General features: G+C 66.5%; 16 protein-coding genes. 9 read left to right on the forward strand and 7 right to left on the reverse strand.

The genetic code is table 11. The features are described from left to right. Position 1: 1 nt before the first annotated feature. A complete protein-coding gene (locus WG900_RS17090) occupies positions 2 to 676 on the reverse strand; it encodes a uroporphyrinogen-III synthase (RefSeq protein WP_339969067.1) in 675 nt (224 codons plus the stop codon). Then, positions 676 to 1,608: a hydroxymethylbilane synthase gene (hemC, locus tag WG900_RS17095; RefSeq protein WP_339969069.1), complete on the reverse strand. Its 933-nt coding sequence runs from the start codon at positions 1,606 to 1,608 to the stop codon at positions 676 to 678. Before hemC ends, WG900_RS17090 begins: the two co-directional genes overlap by 1 nt. Before the next feature lie 43 nt (positions 1,609 to 1,651). Here hemC and tsaD point away from each other — a divergent pair, with 43 nt between their 5' ends. From tsaD to WG900_RS17120, 5 genes are all read left to right on the forward strand, one after another. Continuing rightward, a complete protein-coding gene (tsaD, locus tag WG900_RS17100; protein WP_339969071.1) occupies positions 1,652 to 2,695 on the forward strand; it encodes a tRNA (adenosine(37)-N6)-threonylcarbamoyltransferase complex transferase subunit TsaD in 1,044 nt (347 codons plus the stop codon). After that, positions 2,692 to 3,684, forward strand: coding sequence for an NAD(P)H-dependent glycerol-3-phosphate dehydrogenase (locus WG900_RS17105; RefSeq protein ID WP_339969073.1), 993 nt, complete (start codon positions 2,692 to 2,694; stop codon positions 3,682 to 3,684). Before tsaD ends, WG900_RS17105 begins: the two co-directional genes overlap by 4 nt. Further along, positions 3,681 to 5,159: a lipopolysaccharide biosynthesis protein gene (locus WG900_RS17110; RefSeq protein ID WP_339969075.1), complete on the forward strand. Its 1,479-nt coding sequence runs from the start codon at positions 3,681 to 3,683 to the stop codon at positions 5,157 to 5,159. The genes WG900_RS17105 and WG900_RS17110 overlap by 4 nt, the downstream gene beginning before the upstream one ends. Positions 5,160 to 5,446: 287 nt before the next feature. Continuing rightward, positions 5,447 to 6,937, forward strand: a complete 1,491-nt coding sequence (locus tag WG900_RS17115; protein WP_339969076.1) for a vWA domain-containing protein — start codon at positions 5,447 to 5,449, stop codon at positions 6,935 to 6,937. Positions 6,938 to 6,998: 61 nt separating this feature from the next. Beyond that, positions 6,999 to 7,757, forward strand: a complete 759-nt coding sequence (locus WG900_RS17120) for a hypothetical protein (RefSeq protein ID WP_339969078.1) — start codon at positions 6,999 to 7,001, stop codon at positions 7,755 to 7,757. Between the two features lie 3 nt (positions 7,758 to 7,760). Here WG900_RS17120 and WG900_RS17125 read toward each other — a convergent pair whose 3' ends face one another. The 4 genes from WG900_RS17125 to WG900_RS17140 all read right to left on the reverse strand — a co-directional run bounded on the left by WG900_RS17125 (position 7,761) and on the right by WG900_RS17140 (position 12,116). Continuing rightward, positions 7,761 to 8,372 carry a hypothetical protein gene (locus WG900_RS17125; protein ID WP_339969080.1) on the reverse strand — a complete coding sequence of 204 codons (612 nt, stop codon included), beginning with the start codon at positions 8,370 to 8,372 and terminating at the stop codon, positions 7,761 to 7,763. A 48-nt stretch (positions 8,373 to 8,420) separates the two neighbouring features. Continuing rightward, a complete protein-coding gene (locus WG900_RS17130; protein WP_339969082.1) occupies positions 8,421 to 9,668 on the reverse strand; it encodes an exo-beta-N-acetylmuramidase NamZ family protein in 1,248 nt (415 codons plus the stop codon). Beyond that, positions 9,665 to 11,851, reverse strand: coding sequence for an excinuclease ABC subunit UvrB (gene uvrB, locus WG900_RS17135; protein WP_339969084.1), 2,187 nt, complete (start codon positions 11,849 to 11,851; stop codon positions 9,665 to 9,667). Before uvrB ends, WG900_RS17130 begins: the two co-directional genes overlap by 4 nt. 61 nt (positions 11,852 to 11,912) lie before the next feature. Then, on the reverse strand, positions 11,913 to 12,116 hold the full coding sequence (locus WG900_RS17140) for a hypothetical protein (RefSeq protein ID WP_339969086.1): 204 nt from the start codon (positions 12,114 to 12,116) through the stop codon (positions 11,913 to 11,915). Here WG900_RS17140 and WG900_RS17145 point away from each other — a divergent pair. From WG900_RS17145 to WG900_RS17155, 3 genes are all read left to right on the forward strand, one after another. After that, on the forward strand, positions 12,100 to 12,273 hold the full coding sequence (locus WG900_RS17145) for a hypothetical protein (RefSeq protein ID WP_339969088.1): 174 nt from the start codon (positions 12,100 to 12,102) through the stop codon (positions 12,271 to 12,273). The two genes, WG900_RS17140 and WG900_RS17145, sit on opposite strands and share 17 nt — an antisense overlap. A gap of 103 nt (positions 12,274 to 12,376) precedes the next feature. After that, positions 12,377 to 12,658 carry a hypothetical protein gene (locus WG900_RS17150; RefSeq protein WP_339969090.1) on the forward strand — a complete coding sequence of 94 codons (282 nt, stop codon included), beginning with the start codon at positions 12,377 to 12,379 and terminating at the stop codon, positions 12,656 to 12,658. 56 nt (positions 12,659 to 12,714) lie between these two features. After that, positions 12,715 to 13,476 (forward strand): esterase/lipase family protein, encoded by a 762-nt coding sequence (locus tag WG900_RS17155; RefSeq protein WP_339969092.1) that lies wholly within the window; start codon positions 12,715 to 12,717, stop codon positions 13,474 to 13,476. Positions 13,477 to 13,719: 243 nt separating this feature from the next. Here the strand turns inward: WG900_RS17155 and WG900_RS17160 are convergent, their stop codons facing one another. Next, positions 13,720 to 14,388, reverse strand: a complete 669-nt coding sequence (locus WG900_RS17160; protein ID WP_339969094.1) for an extensin family protein — start codon at positions 14,386 to 14,388, stop codon at positions 13,720 to 13,722. A gap of 160 nt (positions 14,389 to 14,548) precedes the next feature. On the opposite strand from WG900_RS17160, the gene WG900_RS17165 reads away from it, so the two are divergent. Then, positions 14,549 to 15,670: a phosphoserine transaminase gene (locus WG900_RS17165; protein ID WP_339969096.1), complete on the forward strand. Its 1,122-nt coding sequence runs from the start codon at positions 14,549 to 14,551 to the stop codon at positions 15,668 to 15,670. Positions 15,671 to 15,691: the final 21 nt, after the last annotated feature.

Genomic DNA, 15,691 nt, shown 5'->3' on the forward strand with positions numbered 1-15,691 from the left:
GTCAGCTTTGGCACATTCGGTGGGCGAGGGCCAGCAGGGCGGTATCGCTCGGTTGATCGGCGGTTTCAACTACGCGCCAGCCATCGCCAGCTGCCGCCGTTACGCGCGGGCCGATGGCGGCGAGCGCTACGGCAGACGGGGCGATGCCCAGCCGCGCGCATTCGCTGGCGAAGTGCCGCGCCGCTTCGGCTGAGTGCAGCAGGACCAGCGCGCCAGCTCGCAAAGCCGGCAGCATCGCGGGATCCAGCGCGCGCGGTACGCTGGCATAGACGATCACTTCTGCCATGCTCACGCCTGCCGGTGCGGTGAGTTCGACGCGCTCCTCGCCCGCCAGTCGCAGCAGCCGGGTCCCGGCCGGGACCTCGTCCAGCACGCCTTGCAGACCGCCGCTGCCGCATTTGGCGACGGTAAATCCCCCTGTTCGTGCCGCCTCGGCGGTTGCCTCACCAACGGCATGAACCGGCAGTTCGCGCAAGGCGTCCAGCTTGGCGCCGCCATGCCGGAAGGCATTCGCGCTGCCGACGAGGAGGGCATCGAAGGCTGCGGCATCGGGCAGTGCCCAGCCGCGCGGCTCCACCGCGAAGAGTGGTGCAGCGCGGGCATCGAGGCCCAGTGCCTGCGCCGCCGTAACGGTGGCGCTGCAGCCCGGTTCCGGGCGCAGGACGAGCACCGGCATCACGGCGGATCAAAGCAGGCCGACAGCGCCGGGCTCGCCCCGGCCAGCAGTGCCGCGGCGAGGCGTCTTGGCCCATCGCGGTCCCCGGCGGAGAAACGGGCTTCGCGCTCGACCTTTTCCGTGCCGTCCAGCGTATAGATCGCCGCGCACAGCCGCAGGTCAGCGCCTTCCGCGCGGGTGTGGACGCCGATCGCCGAATGACAATTCCCGCCCAGTGCCGCCAGCAGGTCGCGCTCGGCCATCAGCGCGGCGTGGCTGGGGGCATGGTCGATGGCGGCGAGCAGCGCGGCGGTTGCTGCGTCAGCTGCGCGGCATTCGATGGCAATGGCGCCTTGTCCGGGCGCCGGCAGCCAGCCTTCGAGCGAGAGCGGCGTGCCGACATGGCCTTGCCCCAGCCGGTTGAGCCCGGCGAGCGCCAGCAGGGTCGCGTCGGCCTCTCCGCTGGCAAGCTTGCCTAAACGGGTAGCGACATTGCCGCGAAACGAGACAACCTCGCAGTCGGGCCTGAGGTGCAGCACCTGCGCGGCGCGGCGCGGGGCGCTGGTGCCGATGCGGGCGCCGGGGGCCAGAGCGGAGAGGCTGGCCACGCCAACCAGCACGTCGCGCACGTCCTCGCGCTCAAGCACGGCCGCGATGGTCATCTCCAGTGGCCGCCATGTCTCGACATCCTTGGCCGAATGGACGGCGAAATCGATTTCACCGGCGATCAGCCATTGGTCGAGTTCCTTGGTCCACAGCGCCTTGCCGCCGATGTCGGCCAGCGGGCGGTCCTGTATCTTGTCGCCACTGGCGGTGACTGGGACGATCTTCACGGCCTCCAGCGGCCAGCCGTGCGCCTTGCACAGGCGTTCGCGGGCTTCTTCGGCCTGGGCCATGGCGAGCGGCGATCGGCGGGTGCCGAGGCGGATAGGGCGATCCGGAACGTCAATCATCGCGGCTTGCTCTAGGCAGCATTACCGTTAAGGGAAAGACTGGATGCGGGTGGTCCTCGGAATTGAATCGTCCTGTGACGAAACGGCGGCCGCGCTGGTGCGCGAGGACCGGACCGTGCTTGCCCAGCGCATCGCCTCACAGGATGAAGTACATCGCCCCTATGGCGGGGTCGTCCCCGAAATCGCCGCCCGTGCCCATGCCGAGCGGCTCGCCCCGCTGATCGCCGCGACTCTGGCCGATGCGGGGATGACGCTGGCCGATGTCGATGCCGTCGCCGCGACCGCCGGTCCCGGGCTGATCGGCGGGGTGATGGTCGGGCTGGTGAGCGCCAAGGCGCTGGCCATGGCATCGGACAAGCCATTGATCGCGGTGAACCATCTTGAAGGCCATGCGCTCAGCCCCCGGTTGGCAGATGCCTCGCTGGCCTATCCCTATCTGCTGCTGCTGGTGTCCGGCGGCCATTGCCAGGTGCTCGAAGTGCAGGGGCTGGGCCGGTACCGCCGGCTCGCCACGACCATCGATGATGCGCTGGGCGAGGCCTTTGACAAGACCGCCAAGATCCTCGGTCTTGGCTATCCGGGCGGGCCGGCCGTCGAGAAGCTGGCGCGCGATGGCGATGCGAAAAAGGTCCGCCTGCCGCGCCCCTTGCTGGGTAGCGAGGAACCGCACTTCTCCTTCGCCGGGCTGAAAAGCGCGGTGATGCGGGCGAAGCAGAATCAAGGTGACTATTCCGACGCCGACATTGCCGCTTCGTTCCAGCAAGCCGCGCTCGATTGCGTGATTGACCGCACGCGGCGCGCCATGGCCGCGGCGGGGGACATGACCGCGCTGGTCGTGGCGGGCGGGGTTGCTGCCAATCAGGCGATCCGCGCGGGGCTGGAAAAACTGGCCGCCGAACACGACCTACCCTTCGTGGCACCGCCGCTGGCGCTGTGCACGGACAATGCGGCGATGATCGGCTGGGCCGGAATGGAGCGACTGATGAGCCACGATTTCGCGCCCGATCCGCTCGATATTGCCGCGCGCCCGCGCTGGCCGCTCGATCCCGATGCCGCGCCGGTGCGCGGGGCAGGAGTGAAGGCATGACCATCGGCGTGATCGGAGCCGGGGCATGGGGCACCGCCCTAGCGCAGGTCCTGGCGAGCGATGGCACCCCCGTGCTGCTCTGGGCGCGCGAGGCAGAGCTGGTCGAGGAGATCAATTCGGCGCGGACCAACAGCTTGTTCCTGCCTAGCGCCAGATTGGCGAAAAATGTTACAGCAACGAACCAGATTGGCGATATTTCCGATCTGCAAACCGTGCTTGCCGTCGTTCCGGCGCAGCATCTCGCCCGCGTTCTCTCCGATCTGCCCGACCGCAAGCGCGACCTCCTGCTATGCTCGAAAGGTATCGAGGCTGGTACCGGGATGCTTACCGGTGAGATCGCCGCGAAAGCCGCGCCGTCTGCGCAAATCGCCGTCCTCTCCGGGCCGACGTTTGCTCATGAGGTGGTCGCTGGCCTGCCCACCGCTGTCACGCTGGCCTGTGCCGGCGGGCAGGCACAGTGGGAGCGGCTCGCCCCGGTCATTTCGCGGCCGACGCTGCGGCCCTACTATTCGGACGACCTGATCGGCGCGGAGATCGGCGGAGCGGTGAAGAACGTGCTCGCCATTGCTTGCGGCGTGGTCGACGGGCTCGAGCTTGGCCAGAACGCCCGCGCCGCGCTGATCGCGCGCGGCTATGCAGAGATGCTGCGCTTCGGCATGGCCCGCGGCGGACGAGCCGATACGCTGGCCGGCCTGTGCGGGCTGGGCGATCTGGTGCTGACCTGCTCGTCCACCTCAAGCCGCAATTTCTCGCTGGGCAAGGCGCTTGGCATGGGGCTGTCCTCGGCAGAAGCGCTGGCGGGCAAGAATTCGGTGGCCGAAGGCGCGCATACCGCGCCGGTGCTGGCCGACATCGCGAACCGCGAAGGTGTCGACATGCCGATCGTGCAGACTGTCGCCGCGCTGCTCTCGGGTGAGATTAGTGCCCGCGAAGCCGTCGCCCGCCTGCTCGCCCGCCCGCTGCGTGCAGAGGCAGGCCGCCCGCAGTGACCGAAGCCGAACACCAGAAGGACATTGCCGCGCTGGCCAAGGGCGGGCGTACCAATGTGCTCGGCTTCGTGCTGCGGCTGCTGGGCACCGCGCCCTTCCTGTTTATCGCCGGGCGACTTTACGGGGTCGAGGCGCTGGGGCGCTATGCCTCGGCCATAGTTGCGGTCGAACTGATCGCGCAGATCTGCGCGCTCGGCCAGCGGCGCGGCCTTGCGCAGCGGTTGGCGGAAGAAGACGGCCACCCGGCCTGCATCGTCGCTGACGGTATGCTGCTGACCACCCTGCTGGCCGTGGCCGCCGGACTGCTGCTCTTCGCCTTTCCGCTGCCGATGTTCCCGGCGGGGCAGTATACCGCGTGGGACCTGCTGCTGCCGCTGGCGATCCTGCCCAATGCCCTGACCGAGATCACGCTGGCCGCGCTGGCCTATCGCTATGACGTGGCGACGACCGTGCGGGCACGGTCGCTGGTCGAGCCGTGGGTGCTGACGATCGGCGCCAGCGCCTTGCTCGTGCTGGCACCTGAAAGCGGCCTGACGATGGCCTATCTCATGGCGAAATGCGCGGCCTTTGCCGTGACGCTGGTGCCGCTCTACCGTTCCTATGGCCTGCCGCAGCAGTGGAACCCGCACCCATTGCGCCTGTGGAAGACGGCGTTGGCCTCCACCCCGCTGGCCGTCGCGGATCTGGTTGAATGGGGCACGCGCCGGCTCGACATCGCCATTCTGGGCGCGTTCGCCTCGCCGGTGGCGGTCGGGGTCTATTACGCGGCGCAGCAGATCGCCTCGCTGCCGCAGAAGTTCAAGACCAGTTTCGAGCCGATTCTTGGTCCCGTCATCACCCGCTCGATCAAGGACAAGGACTATGCCGGTATCGCCCGGCAGGTCTGCCAGGTCGGCTTCTGGATCACTGCCGCGCAGCTGGGCGTGGCGCTGGCGCTGGGCATTCCCGGCGCTGGCGTGATGGGGCTGATCGGGCCGGAATTCGTCGGCGGCAACGGCGCGCTCAACCTGCTGCTGCTGGCCGAGGTCGTCGCCGCGACAGCCGTGGTGAGCGAGGCGGCACTGATCTACCTCGCGCGGCTGCGCAACCTCGTCATCTCAATCGGCACCATCGTGCTGCAGGTGGTGTTTACCGTGGGCGGCATCCTGCTGGTCAAGGACATGGGCCTGAACGACAAATATGCCGCCGCCGCTGCTGCGGGCGGGCTGATGCTGGCGCTGGCCTTCACCTCGATCGCCAAGTCGCTGGTGCTGGGCCGCATCCTTGGTCAGCCGGTCAACAACTGGCGCTGGTCGCTGGTGATCGCCGCAATTCCGGCGCTGGCCGTGGGCGCGGCAGCTACGCGTTTCCTGCCCGAATGGGCGGAACTGCTGCTGGGCATTCCGCTGATCCTGGGCATCTATGGCTGGGTCACCTGGCACAAGGGCTTTGGCCCTGAAGACCGGGTTCTGTTTCGGAAAAACGTCGGCGGTTGAATTGCTTGCCTGTGATCGGCAGGCCTCATTCCGATGTTCAGAAAGCGTTCACGCGCTGAGTCGCTCCTTTAACGCGGGTTGTGAAGGAAGGGGACTTTGCCATGCGTAATCTAGCATCGCTTGCCGCGACATGCGCTCTTGTCGGGGTACTTTCAGGCTGCGCGGCGGACACGGTTGCCGTTCGCGGCAATTCGGCAGAGCAGGCGCCCCTGCCTCCTCCTCCTCCTCCACCTCCTCCGCCCCCTCCGCCCATGCCGTCAAGCGTTGGCGGAGGGGTCGCATTCAATATGTACAACCCATCGGCAAAGGCGGCGCGTGCGGATTCCCGGTTCGGCTATGTCCCGCCGGTCATGGTCGCCACCGATCCGGGCCGCGAGAAGTATGATGGCAAGGACGTCAGCCCGATCAGGCACACCCGCACCGATCCGGTCTCCACCTTCTCGGTCGATGTCGATACCGGCGCCTATGCCAATATGCGGCGTTTCCTCTCAGCCGGGCAGACCCCGCCCAGGGACGCCGTGCGGACCGAGGAGCTGATCAACTATTTCCGCTATGATTACCCGCTTCCGGCCAGCAAGGCCGCGCCATTTTCGGTGACCACGGACGCCATGGTCACGCCGTGGAACCCGGAAACGCGGCTGCTGCGCATTGGACTGCGCGGTTATGACCTGCCGCGTGCCAGCAGTCCGGCGGCAAACCTGGTGTTCCTTGTCGATGTCTCGGGATCAATGAATTCGCCCGACAAGCTGCCGCTGGTGAAGACCGCGCTCGCCGGCCTGTCGCGCGAATTGCGGCCGCAGGACAAGGTGTCCATCGTAGTTTATGCGGGCGCGGCGGGCCTCGTGCTCGAACCGACAAATGACGATGCAAAGATCCGCGCCGCGCTTGACCGGCTCAGCGCCGGAGGATCGACAGCGGGCGGAGCGGGACTGAAGCTGGCATACCAGATTGCCCGCGACAATTTCATCGCTGGCGGCGTCAACCGCATCCTGCTGGCCACTGACGGCGATTTCAACGTCGGGGTCTCCGATACCAAGGCGCTGATCGACATGGTCGAGAAGGAGCGCGATTCCGGCATCACACTCACCACGCTGGGCTTCGGCACGGGCAATTACAACGAAGGCCTGATGGAGCGGGTTGCCGATCACGGTAACGGCAACTACGCCTATATCGATAGCGCTCTCGAGGCGAAAAAGGTGCTGGGCGAGGAAATGGGATCGACCCTGTTCACCATCGCCAAGGACGTGAAGATCCAGGTCGAATTCAATCCGGCGCAGATCAGCCAGTACCGGTTGGTCGGCTATGAAAACCGCGCGCTGCGCGAAGAGGATTTCAAGAACGACAAGGTCGATGCCGGCGACATAGGCTCGGGCCATCAGGTCACGGCGATCTATGAAGTGGTTCCCGCCGGCTTCAAGGGCTGGACCGACGCGCGCCGTTACGATGCGCTGCCCGATGACAAGCCGCCGGCAATGGTCGGGCGCTCGGGCGAGATGGCCTTCGTCAAGCTGCGCTACAAGCTTCCCGATGGCACGACATCGCGGCTGATCGAACAGCCGGTGCCAGCGATGATGATGTGGAACCGTCGCGCGCCTTCGCCCGATTTCCGCTTTGCCGCCGCCGTAGCCGCCTTTGGCCAGAAGCTGCGCGGCGATCCCTTGCTCGCGGGATTTTCGATGGGGCAGGTGCGCGATCTGGCCGGAAGTCCGACCGATTTCTACCGGCAGGAATTCATCAAGCTGGTCGGAATCGCCGATAGTCTGGGCAGCGCGCGTTAGGCTTTCCACTCGCGCGCGATTGTCCTAGTTCTGTGGCCATGAACCCGAAGGGATTTTTGCCATGATGGAAACAATTCAAGCGAACTGGCTGGTGCTCGGCGTGGTTGCGCTCGCCGTGCTGCTGGTCGCATGGTGGCTGCTGGCGCGCGGCAGCAAGCCGGCCAAGCGCGAATACAAGCCCGATGTGCTTGACGAAGGCGCCGCGCCGGCACGGCGCAATCAGGCGCTGATCGATGCGGCTCCCGCTGCGGCGATTCCGCAGGTTATACCGTCGCCGGCGGGCGGAATTCTGGGCGGTGTGGCAGAAGTGGTGGCCGTTGCTGCGCAGGATCAGGTCGAGGAAGTCGAAGTCGTTCAAGCCCGGGCTGCGACCCAGCCTGAGATTGAACCCGCGCAGCCCAGCCCCGAGCCCGAGATCGAGCCGGCATCGCCGCCGCCTCCGCCGATCGTGGAACCCACGCCCGAGGTTGAGCCAGCGCCCGCGCCGGAGCCCGAGATCACGCCCGCGCCCCAACCTGACTACGAACCCGTTGCCCCGCCGCCGCCCGCTGCTCCGCCGCCGATGGCGGCGGCTAACGGCGATGACCTTGCGCGGATCAAGGGTCTGGGGCCAAAGCTTCAGGCCCTGCTGCCCACACTCGGCATCACGACCTTCGCGCAGATCGCGGCGATGACCGATGCCGATCTCGCCGCGCTCGACAGCAAACTCGGGCCTTTCGCCGGGCGTCCGGCCAAGGACAACTGGGTGGAGCAGGCGAAATTCCTCGCCGCCGGCGATGTCTCGGCCTTCGAATCGCAGTTCGGCAGGCTTTCGGCCTAGGTCCTAGCCTTCGTCTGCCGGTTCGGCGGACTCGCTGGCCTCAGCACTCGCCGCGGCCTTGGGCAGTGTCAGGCCGGCGCGGCAATCGGTGAGAACGGCTCCCGGAATGCCGCTGCCGCCCCAGCGCAGGGTGCCGCCGCCGGGCAGCGTTGCCGCCACTGCGTAAGACCCGCGAATCGCTTCGATGCGCTCATCAAAGGCGCTGACCGTGCCTTGCCATTCCCCCGGATCGCCCGCTTTCACGACATCGAGTTTGACGCGGGCAACGTGGCCGTTGCCCTCCAGCGCGAACAAGGCCTTCGCGCCCTCGTCGGCGCGGGTGAAGCGGGTGAAACGCAGGACGGCATCCAGCGAGCCTCGCTTTTCGCAGGCCACGGTCAGCAACGGCGCCTGCCCTGGAACGCCAAATGCGGCAGCTCCATTGCCCAGCGCCGTCCACACCGTTCCTTCGGGCTGCTTCGGCGGCTCACGCAAGGGGGCGGGCTGCGAGGGCAGGACGAGGCGCTTCGCCTGCTCGGGCGTTTCACCATCGTCGCTGCGTGAGCAGGCGGCGAGCAGCAGGAGGGGGATTAGCGGCAGGCGGGACATCAGCATCGTGCGCGGCTCATCCCGCATGGCGCGCGGCGTTGCAACGGCATTGCGGCACTTTGCCACAAGTCCGTGTCAAGAAGTGTAAATCCGGCCCGAGGTCTGCCATTCGATCCCGCGCGGCCGGTCGCGCTCGCAGGCCTCGGCGACGGTGCGTTCAGCGCAGCCCCTGGCGATCGACTGGCGCACCAGTCCGCGTCCGGCGAGGAGATCGAAGAACGGCGGGTTGCCCGGCAGGAAGGCGAAGCGTTCGGGGGCGTGGCTGCGCAGCGCGCACACGAGTGCCACACCGGTATCGAACGCCCTGTAGCGCCGCTCGTCCGTGACGGTCAGGCGCACCCCGCCACAGGTCTTGCCAGCGTGTTTGGAGCTTGTCGGCGTGAACTGCGCGGGCGCGACCCGGATGCCGGGTAATTTCCGCCGCCCCAGCGCCTTGGCCAGCGCCGCGCCATCCATCCACGGCGCGCCGATCAGTTCGAAGGGGGCATCCGTGCCGCGCCCTTCGGACACATTGGTGCCCTCCACCAGCACGCTCGCGGCATAGGCAAGGATCGCCGCGGGGCTGCGCAGGTTGGGCGATGGCGAGGCAAAGGGCAGCCCTCCGGGGCCGAACACCTCGGTCCCCATGCCCCGTGTCCAGCCGTCCATCTTCGAAACCGCAATGTTCCACCCGAAGCCGCCAAGCGTCAGATAGCGCGTGATCTCGCCCAATGTCAGGCCGTGGCGATAGAGCGTCGGCAGCGCGGTGACCGGCGTCGTGCCCACCCACTGATCCTCCAGCGCGGTGCCCTCGATCACCAGTCCGCCCAGCGGATTGGGCCGGTCGAGCAGCAGGACCGGCACCCTGACCCTCGCCGCCACTTCCATCGCCTTCAGCGCCGTGCCGGCATAGGTGTAGCAGCGCAGGCCAACGTCCTGCAGATCAATCACCAACAGGTCGAGACCGGCCAGTTGCGCCGGTGCAGGTGCGGGCCGCGCGCCATAGAGGCTGAACACCGGGAGGCCGGTCTTGCCATCGCGGGCATCGCCGACATGCTCGCCGGCTGCAGCCGTTCCGGCAAGTCCGTGTTCCGGCGCGAACAGCGAGGAAAGCGTCACCCCGGGCAAGGCGGCCAACGCATCCACCCCGCGCCGTCCGTCCGCGCTCAGCGCCGGATCATGGGTGAGGAGGCCAATGCGCTTGCCCTTCAAGGGTGTGGGATCGGCCAGCACCCGGTCCAGCCCGGTGCGGACTTTCGGCGTAGTTCGCGGCGCAGCGGGCAGGCGCGCGGCGAGCGTCAAGGCCCCGCCTGCCACCAGCGCGGCGCGGCGGGAAAGGATCACCGCCCCCACTTCTTCTGGCTCTTGCCATAACGGGTCTTGCGCGTCCCCGGCTTGCCTTCGTTGCTCCGCCCGACAATCGGCGCCTTGCGCTCCCCTTCGGGCAGGCCAAGTTCGGTCGCCTCCAGCCGGCGGATTTCGTCGCGCAGGCGGCCGGCTTCCTCGAATTCCAGGTCGGCAGCGGCGGCGCGCATGCGCTTCTCGAGGTCCTCGATATAGCCGCGCAGGTTGTGGCCGACGAGGTTGTTCACCCCATCATCTTCGATATCGACCAGCACGCTGTCACGGCTTGCGGTGTCGGCGACGATGTTGTGGATGTCACGCTTGATCGATTCCGGCGTGATGCCGTGTTCGATGTTGTAGGCGTGCTGCTTTTCGCGGCGGCGGTCGGTTTCCGCCATGGCGCGTTCCATCGATCCGGTGATGCGGTCGGCGTAGAGGATCACCCGCCCATCGACATTGCGCGCGGCGCGGCCGATGGTCTGGATCAGGCTGGTCTCGGAGCGCAGGAAGCCCTCCTTGTCGGCATCGAGGATCGCCACCAGCCCGCATTCGGGAATGTCGAGGCCTTCGCGCAGCAGGTTGATGCCCACCAGCACGTCATAGACGCCCAGCCGCAGGTCGCGGATCAGTTCGATGCGTTCCAGCGTCTCGACGTCGGAATGCATGTAGCGCACGCGCAGCCCCGCCTCATGCATGAATTCGGTGAGGTCCTCGGCCATGCGCTTGGTCAGTGTGGTGACGAGCGTGCGATAGCCGGCGAGCGCCACCTTGCGGCATTCCTCGATGCAGTCCTGCACCTGGTCTTCGACCGGGCGGATCTCCACCGGCGGGTCGATCAGGCCGGTCGGGCGGATCACCTGTTCGGCAAAGACGCCGCCCGATTGCTCCATTTCCCAGCCGCCTGGCGTGGCGGACACGGCCACCGTCTGCGGACGCATCGCGTCCCATTCGTTGAAGCGCAGCGGGCGGTTGTCGATGCAACTGGGCAGGCGGAAGCCATATTCGGCAAGCGTGATCTTGCGCCGGTGGTCGCCCTTGGACATCGCGCCGATCTGCGGGACGGTCTGGTGGCTTTCATCGACGAACAGCAGGGCATTGTCGGGCAGGTATTCGAACAGCGTCGGCGGCGGTTCGCCCGGCAGGCGCCCGGTGAGGAAGCGGCTGTAATTCTCGATCCCCGCGCAGGAGCCGGTGGCGGCAATCATCTCGAGGTCGAAATTGGTCCGTTGTTCCAGCCGCTGGTATTCGAGCAGCTTGCCTTCGGCCTCCAGTTCCTTGAGCCGTTCCTCCAGCTCGAAACGGATGGCCGAGGCGGCCTGCTTCATCGTTGGCCCAGGGGTGACATAGTGCGAGTTTGCGTAGATCCGCACCTTGTCGAGCGTTGCACCCTTCTTGCCGGTCAGCGGGTCAAACTCGCTGATCTCCTCGATGTCATCACCGAAAAAGCTGATCCGCCAGGCGGTGTCCTCAAGGTGGCTCGGGAAAATTTCGAGGCTGTCGCCGCGCACGCGGAAATTGCCGCGCGCAAAGGCGGCGTCGTTGCGCTTGTATTGCAGCGCCACCAGCTTGCGGATGATCTCGCGCTGGTCCTCGGTGCCGCCCTTTTTCAGGTCGAAGATCATCGCCGAATAGGTTTCGACCGAGCCGATGCCGTAAAGGCAGCTGACCGAGGCGACGATGATCACGTCATCGCGCTCCAGCAGCGCGCGGGTGGCCGAATGGCGCATCCGGTCAATCGCCTCGTTCACCGAGCTTTCCTTCTCGATGTAGGTGTCCGACCGGGCGACATAGGCCTCGGGCTGGTAATAGTCGTAGTAGGAGACGAAATATTCGACCGCGTTGTCGGGGAAGAAGCTCTTCATCTCGCCATAAAGCTGCGCGGCGAGGATCTTGTTGGGCGCCAGGATCAGCGCCGGGCGCTGGGTGGCCTCAATGACCTGCGCCATGGTGAAGGTCTTGCCGGAGCCGGTAACGCCCAGCAGCACCTGCGTCGCCTCGCCATCGGTGATGCCTTCGACAAGCGCGGCAATCGCAGTCGGCTGGTCGCCCGCCGGCTGGTATTCCGAGACAATGCGGAAAGGCTTGCCGCCATCGGCCTTTTCCGGACGCGCGGGCTTGTGCGGCACGAACTTGCCGGAAGTGTCAGGTTCTTCCAGCCCGCGGCGGATGACGATTTCGGCCATGGCAGCTATATGAAGGTTCCCGATCTGTACCGCAATGCCCTGTCTGCAAATCGCTGGAAGGCTAACGTCTAACGAAGGCGCGGGCGCGCAGTTCCAGTTCGGCGGCGAGCGACTGCATCGGATCGCCCAGATTGGCGATGCCGGGATAGGACAGCAGGCCGAAGGTCGCGCCGTTCGATTTCGGCCTGCGTATGCCTGCGGCGATGCAACTGGCGCGCGATGGCCGGCGTGACGAGGCGCTGCTCCACTTGGGGCCGATTGCCAACAACCCGCACGGCGGCTTGCTCGCCGAAGCCGCCGGGCGGCAGACCGAACGCCTGAAAGCCAGCGCGGCTTACCGGGGGGGCAGTGGCGACGATGACGACGTCTCATCGGACAAGGATGGCCCCTCCGGCATTCAGCGCATGACCGCACACCCTTAGGCCGCCGCCGCTTTCGCCGTCCTGCCTTGCGTGGATGGAGTGGAGAACGGTCGTAGCACTTGACCTTGCCTACTTGCGGCGCCGCCGGCGGATTGACTTAGCCATGCCGGCGCGGCTGCGCTTGCCCGGCGGGCCGGGTGAACCAGTCATGGTGACCGATCTCAGCGAACATGGCTTCCGGCTCGAATGTTGGGGAATGCAGGTGTCCTGCGGTGACAGCGTGATCCTGCGTCCGCAAGGTCTGGAATCGGTTTGCGGGACCATCCGCTGGATCAAGGGGCCGAAGATCGACTTGGCATTTTCCCGCCCGCTTCTCGGCCCCGTGGTCGAACATCTTGCCCACCAGCACCGGCCGGAAATCGCCGACCTGCGCATGGTTGCCTGAAGGAAACATCGCCTTCATTCATTGCGCGTTCGGACTTCGCCCACCATATCGGAACCATGAACGCGTTCATCCGATTGCGAGACGAGGCGCTTACCCGCAGCGTCGAACTTCGCCGCCGCGCCGCGCTGGCCCGCGAACCCGGCCCTGAAGGCGTCCATGGCCCGGCCCGCCACTTGCTGTGGGGAGAGGCCGCATCGATTGCGCTGGCTACGCGCCCCCTGGCCAAATCACCGCCGGCCCTGCGCCCGCAGCCAGTGGTGCTGCTGCCGGGTTTTGGATCGCACACCCTGCGGATGCGCCGTTTGTCGCGCGCGCTTAAAGATGCTGGCCACCGCCCGCATGACTGGGGGCAGGGCTTCAACCTTGGCCCCACCGAAGAAAACTTTGCCGCGCTGGTCGCCCGCATCGAGAACCTTGCCGCCCGTGAAGCCGCGCCGGTCGCGTTGGTCGGGTGGAGCCTCGGCGGCCTGTTCGCGCGCGAAGCTGCCAAGGTTGTGCCGCAATCCGTCAGCTGCGTCATCACCATGGGCACGCCGTTTTCAGGCGACCGCCGCGCCAACAATGCCTGGCGCGCGTACCAGATGATCACCGGCCACCGTGTGGATGAAGCGCCGATCGGGGCCAACGTCTCCGAAAAGCCACCGGTGCCAACCGTCGCTTTGTGGAGCCCGCGCGACGGTGTCGTAAGCCCGCGCGCCTCTTGCGGCCGCCCCGGCGAACGCGACCGGGCCGTGGCGCTACGCTGCGCGCACATGGGCTTCGCGCTCGACCCCGAAGCGATTGCCGAAGTCTTGCGCCAGCTCGATTGGAGGGATTGAAGCGGGATTACGGCGCTGCCCGCCAAACAATCTCCCTACACGCACCGAAGCTGCCACAATCGCGTCCATGACATTAGGCCAAAGGCCGGTGCCGTGAGCCCGGCCGCGATCCGTTTCGCTTTTCCCGAAAGCCGCGCCCAGTGCGCGGCTTTCATGCGTCTGGGCCTCGCCCATGCGCGCGTAAGCAGGATGCGTTGCGGGTGTACTTCATCAATTTGCGCGATTTGCAACTGCGCGCTGATGTCAGCGGCAGAAGCTCCGCGCGCTGACCTCGACGTGAAAATGGTCGCTGTGTGCCGCGTTGTAGGCCGGGCCGAGCACGGTGCCGAAGCGCTTGCAGGCGCTGGCGTGGATTACTTGCAGGAACTGGCGCTCTTGCAGTGTGCCGCCGCTCCACTGGCCAGTCACCGAAATGCGGCGGCCATCGGCGAGGACAAAGGCGGAGACGTCGATGGCATTGGCCGTGGCATGGGCCGACAGCTTGTCGCGCCCGGCGATGGTGCGGCAGGAATAGCTGCCCATCGTCTCGATCCGGGCGAGCGGCGAACCGAGGATCTGCCGCGCCGCGCGGTCCACGCCGAATCGCGCCCAATTGGCAAAGGTCTGTGCCAGCGGGCAGGTGACGGCGCCCAAATTGGTCACACCGAACTTCGCATCATCGCTGCTCAGGCCGGAAAGCCGCACCGAACTGACCGCCGAACAGCCCGCGGCATAATACTGGTCGGGCAGCGGCGTGAAGCTCGCTTTTGCAAGGCCGAGTCCGTTGTAGCACTGCTGCGCTTCGGGGCTGGGGGTGAAGACTTGAGTCGAGCGCTGAACCGTCTGTTTCTGGGGCGCGCGGCCGCCGGGGATCATGCCTCCGCAGGCGCTGAGCAGGGCCACAATCGGCAGCAGGATGACTATCCGGCGCATGGGGCAAAACTACGCGGAAAATGGTTAACGCAAGGTTTTCAGGCTGCTGCCCGCGCTGAACAAGTGGATAATGCGCTTGACTCGTTGCAGCGCAGCATTAGGAGCGGCGCCGGGCCACGCGGTCCCAACGCCGCGCGTGCTCTCTGTAAGGAGAGACTACATGACTGATACCAAGCCGGCGCTTCCGGAGCGTCCCTACTTTTCTTCCGGTCCCTGCGCCAAGCCGCCGGGCTATTCCCCCGAAAAACTCGCCACTGAAAGCCTTGGCCGCTCGCACCGCGCCAAGATAGGCAAGACGCGCCTGCAGTACTGCATCGACCTGATGCGCGAAGTGCTTGCACTGCCCGACACGCACCGTATTGGCATCGTGCCCGGTTCGGACACCGGCGCTTTCGAAATGGCGATGTGGACCATGCTCGGCGCGCGCGGCGTGACGACCTTGGCCTGGGAAAGCTTCGGCGAAGGCTGGGTGACCGACGCGGCCAAGCAGCTCAAGCTCGATCCCACGGTGATCCGCGCTGACTATGGCCAGATCCCTGATCTTTCGCAGGTCGATTTCAGCACCGACGTGCTGTTCACCTGGAACGGCACCACCTCTGGCGTGCGCGTGCCGAATGCCGACTGGATCCCCGCCGACCGCGAAGGCCTGACCTTTGCCGACGCGACCAGCGCGGTCTTTGCCTATGACATTGACTGGTCGAAGATCGATGTCGCCACCTTCTCGTGGCAGAAGGTTCTGGGCGGCGAGGGTGGCCACGGCGTGCTGATCCTCGGCCCCCGTGCGGTCGAACGGCTTGAAACCTATACCCCGGCATGGCCGCTCCCCAAGGTGTTCCGCCTCGTTTCGAAGGGCAAGCTTGCTGAGGGCGTGTTCAAGGGCGAGACGATCAATACGCCATCGATGCTGGCCGTCGAAGACGCGATCTTCGCGCTCGAATGGGCCAAGGGTCTGGGCGGACTGAAGGGCCTGCAGGCTCGCAGCGATGCCAATGCCGCCGCGCTTGATGCCATCGTGCAGTCGCGGCCGTGGCTCAGCCACCTGTGCGCTGACGAAGCGATCCGCTCGAAGACTTCGGTCTGCCTGTCGGTCGAAGGCGCGGATGCGGACTTCATCAAGGCCTTTGCCGGCGCGCTCGAAAAGGAAGGCGCGGCCTACGACATCGCCGGATACCGCGACGCCCCCGCCGGCCTGCGCATCTGGTGCGGCGCCACGGTGGACACCGCCGATATCGAAGCGCTCGGGCCTTGGCTCGACTGGGCTTACGCCTCGCTCAAGCAATAATCCGTCGTCCCGGGCGTGACC

The organism is Novosphingobium aquae (assembly GCF_037572715.1).
GTDB lineage: Bacteria > Pseudomonadota > Alphaproteobacteria > Sphingomonadales > Sphingomonadaceae > Novosphingobium > Novosphingobium aquae.